This window comes from Paenibacillus sp. PAMC21692 (assembly GCF_014303795.1).
Classification (GTDB): Bacteria; Bacillota; Bacilli; order Paenibacillales; family Paenibacillaceae; genus Pristimantibacillus; species Pristimantibacillus agaridevorans.
In genome coordinates this window covers 3483111-3504472 of sequence record NZ_CP060293.1, presented here as the reverse complement: position 1 = coordinate 3504472, position 21362 = coordinate 3483111, and the positions used below count along the sequence as shown (strand labels likewise).

Annotated in this window: 11 protein-coding genes; 2 read left to right on the top strand and 9 right to left on the bottom strand. The window is 55.2% G+C overall.

Translation table 11 applies throughout. The features are described 5' to 3' along the window. Positions 1-80: 80 nt before the first annotated feature. The 6 genes from pheT to H7F31_RS13740 all read right to left on the bottom strand — a co-directional run bounded on the left by pheT (position 81) and on the right by H7F31_RS13740 (position 11472). A complete protein-coding gene (gene pheT, locus H7F31_RS13765; RefSeq protein WP_187104638.1) occupies positions 81-2522 on the bottom strand; it encodes a phenylalanine--tRNA ligase subunit beta in 2442 nt (813 codons plus the stop codon). 22 nt (positions 2523-2544) lie between these two features. Beyond that, positions 2545-3579, bottom strand: a complete 1035-nt coding sequence (gene pheS / locus H7F31_RS13760) for a phenylalanine--tRNA ligase subunit alpha (RefSeq protein WP_187104637.1) — start codon at positions 3577-3579, stop codon at positions 2545-2547. A 930-nt stretch (positions 3580-4509) separates the two neighbouring features. After that, on the bottom strand, positions 4510-5088 hold the full coding sequence (locus tag H7F31_RS13755; protein WP_187104636.1) for a stalk domain-containing protein: 579 nt from the start codon (positions 5086-5088) through the stop codon (positions 4510-4512). A gap of 47 nt (positions 5089-5135) precedes the next feature. Further along, positions 5136-8168: a HEAT repeat domain-containing protein gene (locus tag H7F31_RS13750; protein ID WP_187104635.1), complete on the bottom strand. Its 3033-nt coding sequence runs from the start codon at positions 8166-8168 to the stop codon at positions 5136-5138. A gap of 21 nt (positions 8169-8189) precedes the next feature. Further along, on the bottom strand, positions 8190-8687 hold the full coding sequence (locus tag H7F31_RS13745; protein ID WP_187104634.1) for a GNAT family N-acetyltransferase: 498 nt from the start codon (positions 8685-8687) through the stop codon (positions 8190-8192). A gap of 40 nt (positions 8688-8727) precedes the next feature. Next, entirely contained in the window at positions 8728-11472 is a 2745-nt protein-coding gene (locus H7F31_RS13740; RefSeq protein ID WP_187104633.1) for a HAMP domain-containing protein, read from the bottom strand. A 256-nt stretch (positions 11473-11728) separates the two neighbouring features. Between H7F31_RS13740 and H7F31_RS13735 the strand changes: the two genes are divergently transcribed. Beyond that, positions 11729-12115, top strand: coding sequence for a DUF4280 domain-containing protein (locus H7F31_RS13735; RefSeq protein ID WP_187104632.1), 387 nt, complete (start codon positions 11729-11731; stop codon positions 12113-12115). Position 12116: 1 nt separating this feature from the next. Beyond that, on the top strand, positions 12117-14099 hold the full coding sequence (locus H7F31_RS13730; protein WP_187104631.1) for a hypothetical protein: 1983 nt from the start codon (positions 12117-12119) through the stop codon (positions 14097-14099). A 1178-nt stretch (positions 14100-15277) separates the two neighbouring features. Here the strand turns inward: H7F31_RS13730 and H7F31_RS13725 are convergent. The 3 genes from H7F31_RS13725 to H7F31_RS13715 all read right to left on the bottom strand — a co-directional run bounded on the left by H7F31_RS13725 (position 15278) and on the right by H7F31_RS13715 (position 21348). Continuing rightward, on the bottom strand, positions 15278-16939 hold the full coding sequence (locus H7F31_RS13725) for a hypothetical protein (protein WP_187104630.1): 1662 nt from the start codon (positions 16937-16939) through the stop codon (positions 15278-15280). Between the two features lie 25 nt (positions 16940-16964). Further along, entirely contained in the window at positions 16965-19022 is a 2058-nt protein-coding gene (locus H7F31_RS13720) for a phage tail protein (RefSeq protein ID WP_187104629.1), read from the bottom strand. A gap of 94 nt (positions 19023-19116) precedes the next feature. Continuing rightward, positions 19117-21348 (bottom strand): putative baseplate assembly protein, encoded by a 2232-nt coding sequence (locus H7F31_RS13715; protein ID WP_187104628.1) that lies wholly within the window; start codon positions 21346-21348, stop codon positions 19117-19119. Positions 21349-21362 lie beyond the last annotated feature (14 nt).

Genomic DNA, 21362 nt, shown 5'->3' with positions numbered 1-21362 from the left:
CCATGTCGCAGATGCGCGCAAGAAAGCCGCATCGAAGTTCATGCTTGAACTAATTCGATGCGGCTGAGGTGGTTTCCTGCCTACTTCCGCAATTCTGCGCCAAAAGATTGTGTGAGGTGTCCGACGACCTCTGCATGCAGCGCAGTTACCTCTTCGTCCGTGAGCGTACGCTCCGCATGACGGTATACAAGCGACAAGGCAACGCTCTTTTTGCCGGCGCCCAGACGCTCGCCCGTAAAGACGTCGAACACGGAGATGGACTCCAGCAAAGCGCCTGCCGTGCGTGTCGCGGCGGCTGTCAGATCGCCCGCGGCGACGTCCGCGTTTACAACGACAGCAATGTCGCGTTCCATCGCCGGATAACGCGGCAGCGTGCGATAGACGATGTCGAAGTCCGCATATTCGTAGACGGGTTCAAGCTCAAGCTCTACAACGTACGTATCCGCGAGCTCCCACTCCAGCTGGCTTGCCGGATGAAGCTGCCCGACGTAGCCGATTATCGAAGGTCCGGATTCCGTATCCAGCACAATCGCGGCCGTACGGCCCGGATGGAAGTGCTCCGGCTGTGCCGGCGCGTAAGTCAGCTTGCCGGCGATGCCAAGCACGGAAGCAATGGTCTCCACAATGCCTTTGGCATCATAGAAGTCGTAAGCCGCCGCTTTGCCGTTCCAGCTGCTTTGGACACGATTGCCTGTCAGAAGCGCGGCGAACCGATGTTTTTCGCGAGGCAGACGGGTCAACGTCTCCTCGTCCGTATGGAACACGCTGCCGATCTCGAACAATGCGGCGGATTCGTTCTTGCGATTGCGGTTGTAGACGGCTGTCTCTACCAACTGTGCCAACAGCGTTGTACGCAGCACGCTGCGCTCCTCGCTCATTGGCATCGACAGACGCACCGGACGCGCCCCTTCCGACAATGCCGGTAACATCTCCGTGCGGGCCGGGCTCGTGAACGAATAGCTGATGACCTCGTTTAGACCGGAATCCGCCAGACGTTTGCGCAGTTCGCGCCGAATGGCCTGCGGCTTCGTCAACGAGCCCGGAATCACGTCGCCGTGAATCGGCGTAGTCGGGATATTATCGTACCCGTGCAGACGGGCGACTTCCTCAATGATGTCGACCGCTCTCGTAACATCGCCGCGGCGTGCTGGTACCTGAATCCGGAACGCGTCATCCGCGCCGAAATCATAGTCGAACCGCAAGCGGCCCAAAATGGAGCGGACTTCGAGGCTCGACAGCTCCGTGCCCAGATAACCGTTGATCCGCGCGAGAGTTACTTCGACTACGGCTTTCTCCGGTGCCTTGGCAGCAGCTTGCACGATGCCGTCCGTTACGAGACCGGATGCCAGCTGCGCGATCAGCGATGCGGCGCGATCCAATGCCGGAATGACGCTGGCCGGATCCACTTCCTTCTCGAAGCGGATGCTGGATTCCGAGCGAAGACCGAGCTGGCGCGACGTCTTGCGAACAATGCCCCCGTCGAATCTGGCCGATTCCAGCAAAATATTCGTCGTGCCCGCCGTAACCTCCGTGCTTGCGCCGCCCATAACGCCCGCAAGCGCGATCGGCTCATTGCCGTCGGTAATGACCAGCATATGCGGCTCCAGACGGCGCTCTTGATCGTCAAGCGTGACCAGCGTCTCGCCTTCGCGAGCCATCCGCACTACGATTCGGCCCCCTGGCACTTTGTCGGCGTCGAAAGCATGAAGCGGCTGGCCGTATTCCAGCATGACGAAGTTCGTTACGTCCACGACATTGTTGATAGGACGTATGCCGGCAGCCATTAGACGGTTCTGAAGCCAGGACGGCGACGACCCGATCGTTACGCCTTGAATGTACCTCGCGGTATAGTGAGGACATTGCTCCTCGGCTTCGACAGCTACCGATACGAGCCCTTCCGTCTTCGCGGCGGCATCATGCACGGCGTTGTCCGGAAGCTTTACCTCCCGTCCGGTCAATGCGCCGACCTCGTAAGCAACGCCCAGCATGCTGAGGCAGTCGGAGCGGTTCGGCGTCAGATCGAGCTCCAGCACCTCGTCGTCGATGCCAAGCACGCTTGCGATTGACGCGCCGATGCGAGTCGATTCCGGCAGCACCAGAATGCCTTCCTGCTGCTCCTTCGGCAGCAGCTTGTCATTCAGACCCAGCTCCTTCGCGGAGCAGATCATGCCTTGCGATTCTACGCCGCGCAGCTTCGCGCGTTTGATTTTGAAGTCGCCCGGCAATACCGCGCCGATTACGGCGACGGGTACAAGCTGTCCCGAGTCAACGTTTTTGGCGCCGCATACAATCTGCAGCTCCTCGCCCGTGCCCACGTCTACCTTGCACACGTTCAGCTTATCGGCGTCGGGGTGTTTCTCCTTGGACACGACATGGCCGACAACGACGCCAGTGACGCCTTTGTTGCGGGATTCCACGCCGTCGATCTCAATGCCTCCGCGCGTCATGCGCTCAGCCAGCTCTTCGGCGCTTAGGCCGGAAAGATCGATATATTCATTTAACCATTGATAGGATACTTTCATTTAGATACCGTCCCTTCTCTCGTCACATGCGGGCGAATTGGCCCAAGAACCGCAGATCGTTGCTGTAGAAATGGCGAATGTCGTCGATGCCGTATTTCAGCAACGCAATCCGCTCCACGCCCATACCGAAGGCGAAACCGGTCACTTCCTCGGGATCGTAACCGCCCATCTCCAGAACGCGCGGATGAACCATGCCGCAGCCCAAAATTTCGAGCCAGCCCGTCTGTTTGCACATCCGGCAACCGTCTCCGGCGCATTGCACGCAAGTCACGTCTACCTCGGCGCTTGGCTCCGTGAACGGGAAGAAGCTTGGGCGGAGGCGAATCTGCGCTTGCGAACCGAACATTTGCTGAACGAATTGCAGCAGCGTTCCTTTGAGATCGCTCATCCGAATGCCTTTGCCAATAACAAGCCCTTCGATTTGATTGAACTGGAACGAATGCGTAGCATCGTCATCATCGCGGCGGTATACCTTGCCCGGGCAGATGACTTTTACCGGCGTCATGCCGGCGCTCGCTTTCATGGTGCGCACCTGAACCGGCGAAGTGTGCGTACGCATCAGGATCTCGTCCGTCACATAAAACGAATCCTGCATATCCCGCGCGGGGTGATTTTTCGGCAGATTTAGCGCCTCGAAGTTGTAGTAGTCCATCTCCACTTCAGGACCTTCCGCGATCGTATAGCCGAGACCGATAAACACGTCCTCGATCTCCTGCGCCACTTTGTTCAGCGGATGTACGGAGCCCGTCGGCAGCTGCCGGCCCGGCAGCGTCACATCGATTGTTTCCTCGCGCAGACGTCCCTCCGTCTCCTCGCGTTGGAATGCAATCTGCTTCTCTTCGATGACGGCTTCGATCGCGCCGCGCACCTCATTGGCTACGCCGCCGATGATGGGACGTTCTTCCGCGCTAAGCGCGCCCATGCCGCGCAATATTTCCGTCAAAGCGCCTTTTTTGCCCAAATATTTTACCCGCAGATCGTTCAGGGCGCCCTGCGACGCCACGGCCTGCAGCTCGCCGAGCGCCTCGGCGCGCAGCTCCTCCAGCCTTGCCTTCATCCTTCATCGCCTCCAAAAGTTTGTAACCCTCTGCCTTCGCCCGTCTTGGCGGGCAACATCAACTGCTTGCTGCTGCGTCCCAAAGCTACACTGGAATTATGGACCGGATTTCGCAGCGAGCGTCGTCGTTTGTTTGCTTCTCCGTTTTCGCTAACGTAACGGACACCAGCGACGTTATTTCGCCCATACAGCGGCTTTCGAGAATCTAACGGACACAAGAAACCTTATTCGTCCTCAGGAGAGCCTTTCAGCCACCTGTCGCACCTAATAGCGCTTCCTATGTCCGTTACGTTTGAAAACACATCGTTTTCATGGAAATAAGGTTCCTGATGTCCGTTAGCTTAAAGCGTCCCATGCTGGAAAATCGTACAATACATGCGCTCCAGCTGCAGCTTTCAACCAAGCAGCTTTTATGGAACCCATGAATCCGATTACCGCCAACATCGTTACCCATGAGCGAACCAGCCAGTCAGCATTGTAACTCCAAAAGCACTCAACTACTGCATCAAGGTTGGTGTGTAACTCTGTTCCTTTCCAACAAAAAAAGGTCCCTCCTCCCCGAAGGGACGGAAGAACCGTGGTACCACCCTAATTCCAATCGCGACGCGGACATTACCCGCTAATCGTGATTGCTCTAGTCCCGTTAACGGCGGGAACCGTGCAGCCCTACTGACTCGGAACAATATCCGGCCGTTCAAGCGCATGCTCCGGAGCGAACTTCGGCAGCCTGTTCCATAAGGACGCTCTCAATCCATGGCGTCCTCTCCCTGTGCGGAGGCACTGCGTACTCTTCTCCATCAAAGCAGCTTCATATCCAACATTTCCAAACATTAATCTATATTATATGCAAGGATACGCCGGGTTGCAACCTCAAGTTCCATAATCTATTCGGTTCCGGGTTTCCCCGTCGGCCGCTCCTCGGCAGCGGAGTCAGTCGGTTGTCAGGAGAACATAAAAGTCATAGCCTCCAAAATACAAGCCTACCACTGTTTTCCCTTTAACATAATATAATATTTCTTCCGACGACGTATAATCTTCGTAAACGAATCCTGCGGCTTCAAGAGCCGCGATGTATTTATCCAAGTTGGAATCCAGCGCGTCGGTTACATCGTATTTGTAGGAAACGGATTTGCTGCTTGTATTCTCGATTCGCTTGCCGTCAGGAATCCCGACTACGTAGGCAAAATTAGGGACGTCTTTGGTGTAGTCGCTGTACACCTTTTGTTTAACGGTAACGCCAGAAACCTCGATCTCCACGCGTTTTTGCGCTTCGTTCCACTTATAGTCAACGCCGGTAATATCGCCGAGCTTGGCTAATGGGACATAAGTGCTTCCCTCATAATTCAGAATCGGCCGTTCGGCATCCTCATACTTCGCCCCGTTCACATAGATTGGATAAGACGCTTCGGTCAGCATGTATTGCTTGACAGCCGCATACCCCGCCGACGCTCCAACCATCAATAGGGCTCCTGCAATAGCTCCAACAACAAGATCTCTTACTCTCTTCAACACGATCCCTCCCCTTCCATCATTAAAAGTATCCTAAAAATCTAACGTTACGAATCAATCCTCATCATCATCTCTTCCAGCAGCCTGATCCGGGCGAACGAAGCTCGCAGCAAACCGATTCCGATCTCGGGATACAATCGTACCAGACGCGAGACATCGTCGCCGGAGAGCTTAAGGACGCGCGCATCGCCCAACAGTGACTGGGCCGTCACGGTGGAGGGCGATCCGTCAAGCGCCGACGTAACGCCGCACACGTCACCCGGTCCAAGCACGCCGATGGTGCCTTCCCAGCCCGCCGCGGACACGCTTGTTAATTCGATATTGCCTTCGACGATGACATACATAGCCGACTGAGGTTCCCCCCTCTTAAGCAGGATGTCTTCGTCGGAGATCGTCTCCTCTTCGGCTACGCCCGCGATAAGTCCCAATTCCTCGAGCGACAGGTCGGAGAAATAAGGAACCTGCTTGAGGAATACGACTTTGTTCAAGCGGTTCATTATTTGACCTTCGTTTGTCACAGCCATATCCCCTTTCCGTTCGGCCAGCGCCTCGTTCGCCATTTCCCTCCACCAATCGTCAGATCCGTGCAGTGCCGCTTCCAGCAGTGTCATCGCCTCATCCCGCTCCATCTTGGGACGAGCCATCGTTTCCAGTTCCAATGAGATGACCATGGCTTGCGAAATTCTTCGATCGCCGAAGCCTTCCGACAGCACCTCCAGCGCGTTGCTGCGGTACTCCTCCTCGGCATGCGTGACGCCTGTACGGATAACTTCAACGGCGCGTTCATCCGTCAGCTTGGCAAGCATGGCCCATATTCCTTTGAACACGAGTAACCGCACCTCATGCCAACGCATATCCGCGAGACTGGCCAGCTTTTCCTTGCCGCATACTCTCAGCGCGGCACCGTAGTCCGCCGCTTTGCCAAGCTCCGAGAGCCGGCCTAACGCCTCTTGCGTCAATCCGCCGCGCATATCTTCTTCGCCTAGCAGCTCCGACAAGGCCATTACGGCCGAGCTCCAGTGTTTGGCAGGCGCATCCGGCAAGCTTGCCAGCAGCGGCTTCACCGAAGGCTGGCCAATGTCGACGAATGCTATAGTGGACGCGGACAACATCTCTTCATCCATCCGCGACAGCTTGGGCAAGAGCAGGGGGATAAGATCCTCGCTGCGAAGCTTTCCTAACGCCCGAATAGCGGACACTCTGGCAGCGGGATGCGGATCCTCCGTCAACTTGATGATCGCGGGAATAAATGCGGTAAGCTCCAAGTCCGCGATCGCGCCGCACATATATACGGAAGCTTCGCCGCCCTCTTCCAGTATGCGGTCGATAACCTCTCGGCAAGCCTCGTAACTCTGTTCCTTGCCAAGCGAATACATCGCCTTGACGGCCTCCGCCACGACGGAAGGATGGCGATCCAGCAGCTTTTGCCGCAGGAAGAAAAACGCTTGCTCCTTCAGTTGCTTCATGCGGGCAATCGCGCGTACCCCCTCCGTCCTAAGAGCGTCGTCCGGATCCTCCAGCAGCTTGGCGATTTGCGCCATGGCCGGCAGATCGGCGCCCGCGAGCGACATCGCCCTGATTGCCGCAATGCGAATCCGGTCGTTCCCATCCTCCAGCAGTCGTAACAGCAGCGGCAGATCCTTAGGGTCATGCAGCCTGCCGATGAGTTGAATGCCGATCTCGCGAGCCGTATCCGACGGATGATCCAAGAGCCGCCTTGCTTCCTCCATTGCCGCAGGGTTCATGCTGATCTCGTCAAAAGAATCCGCGATATCGGCGGCGCTCATGGAGCTAACGCTCCGGACAAGCTCGTGCATGTACAGTTTTCGTCCATACCAGGCTAACACAAGCAGCAGCGCCGAACCTGCCAGACCGATCACGGACAGCAGCTGCCACGAAAGACCTAAACCAGCATGAAGGAATTGCATGCCAGCGCCCAGCAGGATGCCGGCAGAGGCTGCTATTCCTTGTGCGGCGAATCGATAGCTGTCGCGCTGCGCCAGCGGAAGCGTCTTGAAAAACAGCTGATAAGACGGCTCCGCCGAATAGTAGAGCAGCAGATAAAGCAGCATGTAGCCTAAAGAAATAACGGGCATCGCCGCTGCTCCGCCTCCAAAGATTACAGCTCCGGCGAACGAGAGCACGTACACTCCCGCGATTATTGTCAACATTTGACTCGCGCCAAGCTTCTCCATCAACCTGCCAGAGACAAGCTGAAGCAAGAAAGCAAGAACGAACAAAATCATCGTAATCATGCCAAAAAACTGGCTAAATGCTTGTTCATTGACATAGGACAGTCGAGCAATGCTTAGGAACTCATATTCCATTAGGAAATACAGAGCCGGCATCATCGTCATCAATAAGATAACCATCAGCAAAAACGGCGACCGGAGTGCGTGCTTGAATACCGCACCTGCTCCGATCGTCTCTTCTTCAACCGAGGCGGCTTCCATCCGGAGGGATATCGGCACCAGGAAGTCCGAGATCACTTTACGGTATCTTCTCCAAACAAGCAGAAGCAACAGACCCCCGACCGTATAGATAACAACGGGTCCAAATGCGAGACTAATAAGCTGCGCCAGCAAGCCGGCCGTCGCGCCGCCAAGCGTAGCGGAGCCTACGAAAACCGGCATAAGCCGCTTCGCTTGCTGAGTCGAACAGAGATCGATCGCCAGACTCCAAAGAAGCAGCGTTTGCTGGCGCACGACGAAGCTCGACGCGATAAAGAGCACCGGATAGAACCAACGGGCATCCATGCCGAGCCCCTCTAACGTGATCAAGATTGCGGCATTTACGCCAACGATGCCAACCATCATGGCATACATGACCCGCATCAGCTTCGGCTTCGGTAGTCTGGATGCCAGCCAGGAGAGCAGCCAGGCTTCGAGAGGCAATATGAAGGCTTCCGCTGCGTAGACGTACGGCAAAAACTCGCTGCCGAATCGCTGGTTAAAAAGCGTCATGAAACTATTGTAGTTCAGCATCTCCGCGATGCCGCAAATAAAAAAAACAGGCGCCATCAGAAGCAGCTTGCGCTGATCCTCCGGACGGGCGCCGACGGCTCGCAATATTCCGTTCATATTCCACTACTCCTACTGTCTCTAATCTATCTTGATATGATAGACGAGGCGATCCTCGCCCTCGTAATAATAATCGGGGCAACGTCCGATCAGATTAAAATTCAGCTTTGCGAACATCAGCTTGATCGCGTCATATTGCGGCAAATCACAGGTATAGGCCAATAGATATCGGGCGTTCTGTTCACGCAGGTAACGAAACATTTCTTCGATAAAGCCCGCGGCCAGTCCGCTTCTACGATAATCCCTGTGTACGACGAGATAATCCCAGTTGTATCCGCCAGTTCCCTGTTCATTCGGCGCCATGCAATTAATGCCTGCTATGCTTCCGTCCTCGCTGCGAGCGTACCAAAAAATGCTGTCTCCTAGCAACGCCCGATAGGGCAGCTCGCGAAAATGTTTTAGTTCGCCCGGCGTATAATTGGTGTCGTCGAACGAACTGTCGGACAGCAGGAATGAACTGATATCATCCGCCGTCTGCTTGTCGCCAACCCTTTCAATCCGACTAGATTGAACCAGCATGATTCCCGCCCCCATAAGTCTCTATCATATTCTCAGTGGTTTATACGGCTAACGTGCCGTTCCAGCCTTCGGACGAGCCCTTCTGGTAATATTCGTCGCACAGGTAGAAATAAAGTTTGGCCGCCTTGTCGAACCGGTTCAACTTAATGACCTCAACGAACGTCTCCCGCGCGTCGTAGAAACGTCCCTCTTGGCAGAGGCGAATGCCCTTTTCGAATGTCGTTTTGGTCCGATCCTTGAGCTGACGCTCCTTGTCGGAGTCGCCTTCGTAAACATCGAACAGCTCCACGGATTCGTCCTTGCCTTCCATGCCGATTCGCCCCAGATAACGGCAGCGGATACGTTCCGGTGCGCGCAGCTGATCGAAGAACGTCTTCGTCACTAGCAAGGATGAGCCCATCGTATCGGACAACCGTTCCAGCGCCGTCGTCACGTTAACGTCATCGGAGATGACATTGCCCTCCATACGCTGCTCCTCGCCGACAATGCCGAGCATCAGCGGTCCCTTATGGATGGCGATCCCCATGTCGACAGGACGGTAACCGGATGCGATCAGGCTATCGTTATACGCCGCAAGCTCCCGTCGAATTGCAATCGCTGCGCGAATCGCATCCTCCGACCTTCCAGGGAACAGTGCCATAAAGCCGGCTCCGAGATATTTGCTGATTAGTCCTTCCTCCTGCCGAACGAACGGGCTGAAGCGCTTGAGGAAACCATTCATGAAGTCGAAGTTCTGCTTCGGGGACAGCTGCTTGGACAACTGATTGAAGGAGCGTATATTGGCTACCATCACCGACATGTTGCCTTGTACCTGATCGCCGAGGTGGACCTCCGTAATTCCCTTCTTGCCCAAATATTTGAAGATCTGCTGAGGAACGAATCGATGCGAAGCTTCGCTGAAGGTCGTAATGTCCTTAATATAAGTTCGAATATGCTGGGCCATCCGGTTGAATTGCTCGCCGAGATCGCCAACTTCGTCTTGCGAGCGGATATTCACATGAACGTCCCAGTTGCCGCTCGCCATCTCCATCACGCTCTTGCGAAGCTTGCGGAGAGAACGAAGCAGCCAATATGTAACGCCAAGCACCATCGCGATAAGAACGAGACTGCTTAAGCCGATGTTGCGCAGAATGCTCTGGTAGATGGTAGTGTTGGATTGATAGAGCACGTTCAGGTCGCTGCCCGTCTCATAGACGCCGACGATATTGCCCGACGAGTCGTAGACGGGACCAATGGCATACATAAACTTGCCCGTTGCGTCCTCCCAGCGTTCGGAGACGATGGCACCGCTCTCGACGACCGGCTTGTTTGTCTCTGTCACCGCAAACGGCTTAAACATGTTCACGCCGTCGTCATCGTCCATGATGACAAAAAATTGGCCGTTCTCGTATTTGTACAACGTGCTGTACAAGCCTTGACGAATGGATGGGTCTTCGTTCTCATACAGGAAACCCATCTTGTCGCGGAGCGCCACATAATCGGCATTTCCGTAATCGCTCGGAGAAGCGAGGCGGCTTAGCTGGTCGCCGTCGATGAGCGTTTGCCCGTTGCGTGCCAGCAGCGACAGCTGGCGCTGCATCTCATCCTCCATTCGAGTCGAGAAGCTGTCATAGATAAAGTTGGAGAGCATGAACATCGAAACGACCAAAATCGGAACAATGGCGAATACTTGTTTAAAAAATAACGATACCCGGCGATTCAGCCAATGAATATAGACCATTCGGAGCAGTGCAACGACTGCCAGAGCGAGCAAAGCTGCTGCGGTCCAGAAGATCCATGTTTGGCGAACCTCCGGCTTGCCTTGTGCCAGCGACGTTATGACGCTCGAGTCCTGCTTGTTTGCGGCAATATAGACGATGCGATCGTCCATCGCCAGCTGCAAGCCGCCTTGGTCATCGACCTCAACATCCATGATTTCCAGAAATTCGGCTCCGCCTGAACGCACCGCAAGCTCTTCTTCGGACAGCTCCGTGCGAATTTCGCCCGGATTCGACAAGCTGATGCTTGAGACAGCATTTACAAGCCTGTCGATAAAGTACAAGCGCCCGTCATGCAGCTGTAGAGATTCCGGGAAGTTGCGGCTTGTCCGCTCCGTCTCCGGCAACGGATAAATTTTGGCGCTTTCGCCTCCTGCCGTCACATGGTAGATGGCGCCTCTCCGCGTGGAGTAATAAATCTCGCCTTGCTGGGTGCCTGCCACCTCTGACAAATAACGTTCGCCAGGCAGCGTGAATCTGTATATCTCTTCGGGTGCTCCCCCCGTTAACGGAAGGCGCATTAACCCGATTCCGGCTTCGGCTTCGTCGATATAGAAGTAAACATGATCGCCTTGCGTCTGAACGCCTTTGATCTTGCCGAGACGTTTATTGCCGACCGCGCCATCGTAGGAATAGAGTATCGTACCTTCCTTGGAGCCTGGCTCATAACGCATGAGTCTTTCTTCGTGCACGTACAGTCCGTATTCGTCCAGCACCGTGTCGAGGGCAATCATGCTCCCGTCAGCCGCCGACTCAACTTCCGTGAAGCCGTGGCTTTTGCCGTCCTCGTCTCCTAGCTTCACATCTTGAAGAATGACACGTTCTCCGTCCAGCTGGATAAGCTCTTTGCGGGAATCCGCGATGACGTGAACAAGACCGTCCTGACCTATCGAAGTTTTGGATAGATACGAAAGCGAACGTTCTCCTTCGAACGGCAGATTTGCCATCTGTGACCGATTCGCGTATACGAGCCAGGAGAGACCAATTGCGATCAGGAGCAGCAAAATAATGACCGGGGACTTTCGCATGAACACCATCGCTTTCCGATTGCTTGAATTTTCTATTTCTATAGTACTATATGTTTGATAGATTGACATCCCTTTCCTTTCATTTTTTGTGACGAATGAGAGCCGATTGTGCAGGTTTATGTTGATGAAAGAAAGAGGCTTATAGTACTATTATTAACAGAGATTGTTCAATAAGCCTACTTTCCTACTCGACATCGAATAATGAAAAAAGAGAGAGGAAGACCTCAAGGTCCTCCTGCTCACGGAAAGGATCGTCATGGGTCAATTAGTATGCGGCGGCGCCATGCTTCAATGCAGCTTCGGAGTAGCGCCAAGCAGCTTGGTCACGCTGCCAGCCAACGGAGTTCTTAATGTTATGCCCGCAGCCAATATTATGGACAACAAACCAATGGTCAACATATTGCCTTTCGGCATGTGCCAATCTCTTGCCAATCCAACCGTTGCTTCTGCCACGGCAGCCGCACTGGGCGCGTTGACTCCTATGCCATGCATACCAGTCACCGCCGCTCCATGGGCGCCCGGCTCTCCGACTGTGCTGATTGGCAACATGCCCGCATTAAACAACTCATCCAAGTGCATGTGTAATTGGGGCGGCGTTATTTCGATAACGAATCCGGGCCAAATGACGATACAGGTGCCTTGACATGATAGAAGCGATACTCAAGCCCATATTCAAGCCTATTCAACGGATCATCATTCGTCCCATCAAACGAGCCAAGACGCTTCCCAAGCGGCTGTTCGCCATGCTTCGCAGATTTCTTGTCACTGCCTTGTTCGGGCCTCTTCGCTCGCTGGACAATTACTTGCGGCTTGGGAGTTATTACATTGCCAAAAAGATGATCGCTTTGATTGTGATCATCTCTCTCGTAATTGTATACTTCGGCTTTATTAATCCTCCCGCCTTCCTAAACAAGTGGATGGGCAAGACCCCACAATTGGAGGCAACCGCGCTTGCGGGGAGCGGCTTCAACGGAACGGCGGCCGTGCGGGACGGAGACGGAAATCTGCTTTATGAGGGCGCTCTGGTCGACGGACTGTATTCCGGCGAAGGCAAGCTTTATTATCCGAGCGGCGTCCTGCGCTACAGAGGCGCCTTCGACAAAGGATTGATGACGGGAGACGGAGAGTTGTACACCGAGGATGGATTGCTCCTGTACCGCGGCCAATTCCTTAATGACGTATACAGCGGCACGGGAACACTCTACAACGCTGATGGTTCTCCGAGCTACGAAGGCTCCTTCCTCTCCGGCAAGTTCGAGGGGGCCGGGGTCGCTTACAACGCAGACGGCAGCATTCTATATGCCGGCAGCTACTTGCAAGGAATGTACGAAGGCGAGGGCAAGCTCTCGAATTCTGAAGGCAAGCCTGTCTACGAAGGAGCTTTCGTCGCCGGCGTCTATGAAGGAGCAGGCAAGCAGTACGATGCTGCTGGCAATATCAGCTACGAAGGCAGCTTCGCCGGCGGCAAGGCTTCCGGGACGGGCAAAGAATTATATTCTTCCGGCTTCGTCAAGTACGAAGGCGAGTTCCTGCTAGGGTCTTACCATGGGGCTGGCACGCTGTACAGCGAATCGGGCAAACCGCTGTATGTCGGCACATTTCTCGGAGGCGCAAAGAGCGGCAACGGCGAAGCTTATGACGATGCAGGCATACTTCGATATGGAGGACAATTCGCCGAAGGTGTCTATCAAGGCATAGGCAGTTTGTACGATGCGGACGGAGCCGTCCTGTACAAAGGTTTCTTCCGCGCCGGCAGCCCTTGGGCAGATGGCTTCCACGGCATAACGCTGGCGAAACTCCAGGAGACGCTCGGCGCAGCCGATCCTCCTCCTGCTTCGGAGACGCCTCTTCTTCCAGAGCTTCCTCTTGGAGATGACTCTGCCGGATTGGGAGAAGCTTCCGCCGAAGGAGCTTCGACTGGGGAAGGCGCTGAAGATGCAACGAAAGGCGGCAGTGCCGATGCGAATTCAAGTGGCAACGGCGGGAACTCCGCAGGAGAAGGCGGCGAGGCTGCAAGCGAGAGCAACGGCGTTGGCCCGGTTGCCGATCCTGCTGACGCAAACGACGCCCCCTCTGGCACCAGCGGAAATGTAAGCACGTTGTCGGGCAGCAATACCACGGACTCGAGCAGCGGTTCGACTGCCGTGAACGGTAATGCTGCATCGAGCAATGGTTCAACTGCCGGGAGCGGTAATGCGGCATCGAGCGATGGCAACGCTGCGCAATCCGGCAGTAACACAGGTGCCAACGGCAGCGCAACCGAAACTGGCAATTCAGCAGCAAGCACTGCTTCCGGCGCATCCGATCCTGCGATAGACAACCTTTTACCGGATTTGCCTGCGACACAGACGCTGACTTATGCTTCCATGGGCATGTCGTTCGTACTGACGGCTGATGAAGACAATCCGGAGCTGTTTACAGTAACCAAATTGTCGACCTGGAATAAAGCTGTCATGGATCCTGCTTACAAGCGGCTTGTTGATGCCAAGGTCGTTTCTGTCAAAGAGACGCTGCCAAATGGCAGGACTAGCGTGCGTTTCGTATCGGGAGGGATTCTGTATACCTTTACTTTCAACAAGGATACGATTGTCCGTATGGAACTCAACCAACTGGTGCCTGAAGCATGATTGACCATTGTTCGCCAAGCCAATACACATCAACGAAAGAGCTGCCCGAAGTCGAATATTCGACTCCGGGCAGCTCTTTCTCAGTCATACGAAGTGGCATCTCATCGCCCAAAGGTTGCTTATAGACACGTTAAAGTATGGGGCTCGAAAGTAACTATCTTTACGCCTGGTAAGTCGTTCTCGCCGGCTTATTACGCTCAAATTTCGCATCTGTGAGCCTATAAGTCGGTCTCGCCGACTTATTCCACGCGATATGCATTACTATTATCCAATAGGTCGGCCTCGCCGACTTATTATCCTCGCATTTCGCATCTGTGAGCCTGTAAGTCGCTCTCGCCGGCTTATTCATCGCAATGTGCGCTACTACTAGCCAATAGGTCGGCCACGCCGACTTATTACTCGCGATGTGCGCTTCTACTAGCCAATAGGTCGGCCTCGCCGACTTATTACTCGCAATTTGCTCTTATACTAGCCAATAGGTCGGCCTCGCCGACTTATTCCTCGCAATGTGCGCTCCTACTAGCCAATAGGTCGGCCTCGCCGACTTATTACTCGCGATGTGCGTATCTGTGAACCTGTAAGTCAATCCCACCGGCATACGTACTCGCTGCTTTCTACGCCGTTTCGCGCGACTTTTTCGCTCCATCTCGGCTAAATGGGCGCCCCAACGCCCATTTCAATTAGCATGTAAACATCATCGATCTTGTAGCTCGACGTTTATGTACAACGGCTCGTTGACCTACTTTTTGGAGCCATAGGCGTTACTAACGCCTATATATGCAAATCAGAGTTACTTTACGGTCCATCGGCGTTTTTAACGCCTACAGCGGCTCGTTCGCGTACTTTTTGGTGCCATAAGCGTTACTAACGCCTACAGCTGCTCGTTCGCCTACTTTTTGGTGCCATAAGCGTTACTAACGCCTACAGTTGCTCGTTCGCCTACTTTTAGGAGCCATAGGCGTTACTAACGCCTATGGACGCTAATCAGAGTTACTTTACAGTCCATCGGCGTTTTTAACGCCTACAGTTGCTCGTTCGCCTACTTTTTGGAGCCATAAGCGTTACTAACGCCTATGGACGCTAATCAAAGTTACTTTACGGTCCATCGGCGCAACAAAAAGGCCTCCCGATTCCCGTATAAGGAGAATCGAGAGGCCACGACTTGATGTCCAAATGGATTATTCTTTGTCCGCTGCCGCTTCCATCAACGCGGATGTCATCTCGGCCGCAGCCGCCTTCGCGGAAGTGCCCAGGCTCTTGAATGCCCACCAGCGTACGGCGATTACGGAGGCGGATGACTCGTTATCGCCTTGCAGCTTCATGCCGATGCGGAATGTCCCCTTATCGGGATAAACAATCGTGCCCAGCGAGACATTTGGGAGGGAAGGCTCGAATTCCGTTCCTTTAAACACATCGCTTTGGCCGTAATAGACTTGTTTCTTCGCTGCGGAGCCGCTGGCATGGCCGGATTCGTCGATCTCCTCCAGGCCCACGACGACGGTTACCGGTCCCTCGCCCAGACCGTGAATCAATTCGTCGGAGACGTAGTTCTTTTTGCCCCTGGAGAAGAAGAAACCTCCCGTCTTGCCGATCGACTCCAGCGCTACCTCCATCGTGCCTGTCGCGATCTCATCATAGAGATGCTGCGGACGCGGGATGCCGAGCTTGAAGTCGAATTCGTTCCGGTCAGGATGATACTTGACGTCGAGCGATGGCTTCGCCCCATATTCCAGATCCTGCGTTTCCGCACTGGCGAAAAACTTATGAAGCGACGACCCGCCTCCGCTCCTCGACAGGCGTTGGGTCAGCGTTGTGCTTTCGATATATTCGTCGAACGGCATGCGGTCGACCTTCTCGATCATGTATGTGGGCCCCATCTGCAACAAGCTGATCTTCGCCAGGCAGATGCTCTTGTCCGCCGATCCCTCTACCGCGTGCTCCAGACTACGGCTATGCCAGTCCTCCAGAATCCGCTCCGCGACGGGGACGTCAACGACTTCGATCTTCTGTTTTACGCTGGAGTCGACGGAAACAGGTTCGTCGCCGATCGTCAGCTTGGCATTTCGGGCTGGAACCGCGAGTTCTGCGTACACTCCGCCTTCATGCGGCGCCTTTAGCTGATAAGTAATCGTGTACTCCGTATCCTGCGCATCGCCCGGCTCTTGGAAGGACACGACTCCATCGGAATCGCCAACGTTCTGAAAACCTGTCAGCTCGTACTCGTACGAGAACGCGATGCGCGGCGTCTGCAGCGTCTTCTCGACGACGAGGCGCACCTCTATCACTTCGCCCGGCGTCACGTATTTCGGCATGCGCTGCGTAATGCGTACGTTATCCCGCTCATAGAGCGTAACGATGTTCTCCATCAGCTGGACGAACTCGAAGGATGACGGCGCCGGCGCCGTCTCATTGATGAAGAGACGATACGATTCCAGTACGCGGTTATATTCACTGACCTCGCCGGAGCGGACGGAGGCATTGCCTACGGAATGCACCGGCTCCTTGCCCTTTTCGTCATAAGCGACGCAGAGGTAGACGTTTTTTTTGTATTCGTTGTTCGTAAAGCCCTCGATCATGGACAGCTTCATCGTGACAGGCGCCGGAATGACGATTTCGCGACCGATGTAGTCGATCGCTACGCCCATTTCGACGGACACCGTTTTGTCGTCCACGGCGACGACGGACATGCCGGACAGGACGCCGCTGCCGAACATTAGCCGGTTGAGCAGCCTTCTTTTGTCATTAAAATATTTTTGCTCCGACTCGAAATCCCTTACGGTCAGCAGCTTGCCGTAGAAATAACGGTTTCTCTCGAACGGGTACAACCTCGACTTCTTCACACCAACCACTCCTCGTTAGTCCGGTTTATTCAAGCTCGGAATCCAGCTCCAACCTTGTATGAACGTCCATTCGTTTCTCCATGCCCATCTCGACGATAAGCGTATCGTTCGGCATGCTGCGCTCCGGTCCCAGCATGAGCAGCGACGGCTCCGTCAATACGGTATTAATGCCCAAGTACGTATGCAGGTCCAAGTACATCCACGGCTGAAGCTGGACCAGCTTTGCTTCCGTATAAGCCGGCTTCTGTTCCTCCAACAGCCCCTCGATAACGACAAGCTGCTTCTCGCCCAGCGCCTGCTCCGGCCTGAGCAGCACGGTGAAGGAATACGGATTGTCGTCATACAGCGCATCCGTCAAGCTGCGAAGCTCGGCGTGGTCACGCATAATCTTGGTCTGGAATTGCTCCACGATGATCGGCTCCACGCCCGTATACATCTCGATGACGGCGCTGATCCCCCGCTTCGTCCCTCGATAGCGATACAGCTCGGGCGCCGCCAGGATAAACGACCGTACCTGCTCATCTGTCCAATAATCGTCGGTCTCCAGTCCGATCCACGTAGCCAGCCAGCGCAGATGCTCGCCTTTCGCCCGATAGGGATCGATATAACGGGACAGATCGCCGATCTCTTCTTCCAGCTCGATAAAAGCCGTGCCGAAGATGGACAAATACCTCTCCAGAAAGTCCCGGCTCTCCTCGTCCTCCTGATAGACTGCAGGCAAGTACTCCAGGTACGTCTCCCGGGGAAAATAAAGCCTTAGCTTCTCCACCATCGGGGTATGCCGCTCGTTGCCGATCCACTCCAGCTTAAGCCACATATAGCGGCCTTGCGCCCCCATGAAGAGAGCGTCCTTCGGATTCGGTATCGGCGGCGACCAAAACGGCGCGAGCCCCTCCAGCTTCTCCTTGTACGGAATGAACGGATCATTAATCCAATCGTCCACAGAACGATATGCGCCCGCGATAACGGCCCGTTCATCATCCAGACAGAAGTAGGATAGATGCAGCTGCGTCCCTCCGGGAACGAATGCATCGGCTGTCAGCTTATGCCAAACCGTGCCGCTCTCCGTACTGTCGAACCCGTTGGAAAGCCATACGCCCTCGGGCACGCCAGTCTCAGGCATGGCGAGAGTCTGCGGCTGCAGATGAAGCATCGTAATCGTTGTATCGTCGCTGTTGCCGAGCACGTATAGTCGATCGGATGCATCCGCGAGAAGCACCGCTGCGCGTCCGCGGTAGCTCGTAACAGCTCCGTTAACCTCCCCGCGGGCTCCGAGAGTCACAATAAAGCGGTCATCCTCATCGTCGCCGGCAAGACCTCTCGCGTCACCGACGTACATCATGCCGCTGCTGTCGCAGGCCAACCCCGCATAGGTCCGTGTTGGAAGCGACTCGACGCTAACAGCTCCGCCTTGTTCCACAATCGTGACCGTTGCGAAAATCGTATCTAATACGGCCAGGCCTCCATCAGGCTTGATAGCAAGATAATAGGCGCCGCGCAGATGTTTAAGCTTCGCCCTAACGGGTTGTCGCAATAAAGGATTAGCGATTACATCGACCAGCATCCCGCCATGGGTAAACACAAGAATGGACAGCTTGCCGCCTTCGGGAACCGCCGGTTCGTCTCCCCCGGTGTCCGTATCCAGAGGGGACAATACATAGACATGATTCGAGTCCGCAGCAATGGCTAACGGATGGAAGACGGCGTCCTCGATCCGCTCGCCTTGCCGCGACCACATCGTCTGGCCGTTACCGGTGTGGAATGCCGACAATGAACAATCTCCACCGGGGTCAGCGGCGAACAGGAACGGACCCGAAGCCGCTAATCTGGCATCTTCGCCGAATAACCCATGTCCTTGCGGGAATAAGCGCTTATGATCGCCAATCCGCCAATCGTAGCTCCAGAGATCGGCCCGATCATCCAGCAGATAGATGCGCTCATGCTCGCCGACCGCCATATCCTTGACAGCCGACAAACCTTCAAGCGCATCCAGCCGCAGCGTGCCTGCAATGCCATATCGCTTGTCGCGTCGAATGCCAAGCCCCGCCATTCCATTCTCCAGATTGTAGGCGGTTCCCTTCAACCAATCCTGCTGACGGTTGACGGAGAAATATTGATTATGCTCCTTCAGTGAAATTCCTCCCTTCCCGCCGATCGCCCAGTGGCTGTGCTGCAGCCTACAAGCGTGTTCTGCTGATGAGTTCGATCTCGTGCTCTCCGGAATAGATCAAGCCGTGCGGCGGCAGGACAATGTCGCCGCCCGCCGTCTTGGTCACATGCGGCCCGTCCGCGTCCAGCCACAGATCCTGGACGAATACGACTCCGCTTCCTTTGGTAAGGGATCCATAAATGTCGCCCTTGTATACCGTTCTGCCGAAATTCCAGCCGCGCTCCCCTTGATTTCCGTCAAGCGGCCTGAGCAATCCCTTTAGCAGATCCGCATAACGTTCCCTCTCGTCCGCAAACGGCGCCTCCACGACGATAACCGCATGAACCGTCACCTGGACGTACACGGGAGGAATGACATGCAGCTCCGTCGTAATGAGTCTCCGTGAATCCAGATGTCGGCTTACAGTCTGCAAGAATCCTGGACTTGGCATAGGAGTCGCTGACAAACCCTGCGGAACGACGACCAGTGACAGCTGACCATGCGCCTTCTCTCTTGGGTAGTCGGGAAGGCCGGGCTTGTAGAGCGGAATCGCCTTGGCTCTGGCTACCTCGACGCCTGGCGTCGACCTCGCGATGTCCTCGTAATCCTCGTCCGTAACGGCGCGGAAGGCACGCTTCAGCTCCGAAGCGGCTCTTGACAGCGCATCATGCAGAGTCTCGGCTTCGCCCCCGCCGGAAGCATAAAATGGATTGGACACTTCGATCCCCAGTCTTCGCTGCTCCTCGTGCGCCCATTCCCGGATAAGCCCCGGCTTTACATTGCCGCGCTCGCCCCCGCCAAGCTCGCAGGAAATCAAGCTAATGTTTCCGTCTGAACTTGCATCGGGTATCGCGCCTCGTTCTCCGTTGCCGAACGCGATCATTCGTTCTTCGGGAAAATAGACGTAATGGCGATCTTCTGGTCCTGATCGATCGAAGCTGTCGACAACGCTCCAATCCTCCCATATCATCGCTCCGGACGCGACATTCCAGCGCCCTGCCTGCAAGCCGATGGCGCCGCGTTTCCTGCAAGGCAGCTCATACACCTCGAACCGCTGATTGGGCAATCCGTTGCTCCTGCCGACCATGCGGTAGCGATAAAAGTCCGGCGTACTGGCGATGATCCGAACTCTTCGGCCTTTATGGAGCATGCCGCCTTGGTTTACGGAATCCTTGCGGATCAAAGCGACGGTCGCCCCTCCCGCGTGTCGCTCCACCTTGTACGACTCTGCGGACAATTCCATCCAGCCGCCGCCCGGAGCGGCTTCCACTTGCAGGCGCACATCGCCGTACGCAGCCAGATAAGTATTCATGGAGAAGCATTCGTTCTCTTCTCCGCTAGCCTCGAGCTCGACATATTCGCTCAGCGTATCGCGCTGTGCGGCATGGGCCGTATGAAGAAGGATGCTGCCGATTCTCGGCGGCATCTCGTACCCGTCCTCCTCTACCGTGCAACAAAACCAATACCTGGGTCGATCTCCAGCCGGATGGACCGTAACGGCTCTCATCGGAGACGCCGGAGTGACGGTAATTGTGCCGCTGACCGTCAAATGCCCGGTTTCATCCGCGATGACCGTAAGCGGCAGCCATGAAGCCTTGCCTGCGGCCTCATCCCAACCGTATGCTTTCCAAGACAATCTGGCCGAAGGAATCAGCATGGCAAGCTCTTCTTCACTCGCGGAATCGTAAATGTCTCTCAGCGCCGCGTCAGACTTTAGCATTTTAAATGTCAGCGATACAGGCACTCCGGGATGCAGCTCCCTGTCGAAGGATACATACAGCTTGGCCCCTGCCCTCGCGTCTATTCCAAATGGATAGAAGGATACATGGTGATGGTCGTTGGACGCCGTCACATCGCTGCTCTCCTTCTCCGTCCGGCACAGAATGCGTTCCAGCTTAAGCGGTCTCAGCTCGGTCTCGCTCACCGTCTCGAACACTTGATCCTCCGCCAAAAGCTTTGTTCCTGCCGGCAGCAGGACCGGCTCGCGCACATCCGAGAAGGCGACAAGCGCCTCGGCGGATAACGTATCGCGAGCCTCCGCGCCGAGCAGGTCAAGAAACTTTCTCCTATTCCGGTCAGGTACCCGGCCGATGTAATACCGCTGCATTTCCGTCAACCATGCAAAGAGCTCCATCATCGTGATGCCTGGATCATGCGCATTTTCGTCGGTCCATTCCGGCAATCGCTTCGGTATCAGCTTTCTGGATTGCTGGACGATCTCCGCGTACGAAAGATCATCGAGCGGCAGCCTTGGCAGCATCATTGTCCCTCCTT